This window comes from Sphingomonas sp. 3-13AW (assembly GCF_049311085.1).
Lineage (GTDB): Bacteria > Pseudomonadota > Alphaproteobacteria > Sphingomonadales > Sphingomonadaceae > Sphingomonas.
The window spans coordinates 1-723 of sequence record NZ_JASNVZ010000056.1 but is presented as its reverse complement, the minus strand read 5'-3'; the positions used below and the strand labels follow the sequence as shown (position 1 = coordinate 723).

General features: G+C 62.1%; 1 pseudogene. It reads left to right on the top strand.

From position 1 onward, the window contains the following. Positions 1 to 72 precede the first annotated feature (72 nt). Positions 73 to 723: pseudogene (locus QP045_RS21465) on the top strand (IS5 family transposase); the annotation flags it as partial.

Here is a 723-nt window from a genome sequence, read left to right as displayed (position 1 = left end):
CTAGGCCGTGTTGACATAGTGGATTCCCAAGCCGCCTGATCTCTGATTCAAGACTGCCTTTTGGAGGCGGCGTTGGGTCGAGGGGATGTGTCGGACGCGGAGTGGGCGATCATCGGGGAGCTTCTGCCTTCCGAGCGAGGCCGCAAAGCGCGGCCATCGCACGACAATCGGCGGTTCCTGAATGGGATGCTTCATGTTTTGCGGGTTGGTTGCCCCTGGCGCGACATGCATGAGCGCTATGGAAAGTGGAACTCGGTCTATGTCCGTTTCCGGCGATGGGCCGAGCAGGGCGTGTGGGATGCGATACTCGAGACGCTGGTCGATCTCGGGCTTACCGACGACTGGCAACACATGATCGACAGCACAATCGTTCGCGGCCATTCTCAAGCAGCGGGCGCTAAAGGGGGACCTGCAAGGAAGGCTTTGGTCGAAGCCGCGGCGGCTTTACGAGCAAAATCCACGCCCGCTGTGACGGTCAAGGACGCCCTCTTGGCTTCGTCCTGACCGGCGGTGAAGCGTCCGATTACCGGGCTGTGCCCGCGTTGCTCGACATGCCCGTGCCCAAGCCCAAAGCTTTGCTCGCCGACAAGGGCTACGACGGTGATGCCGTGCGCGAAGATCTACTCTGCCGCGGTATCCTGCCAATTATCCCACCCAAGGCGAACCGCCGTGAGCCGTCCGCCTGCGACTTCCGGCGCTACAGGGACCGCAACCACGTCGAGC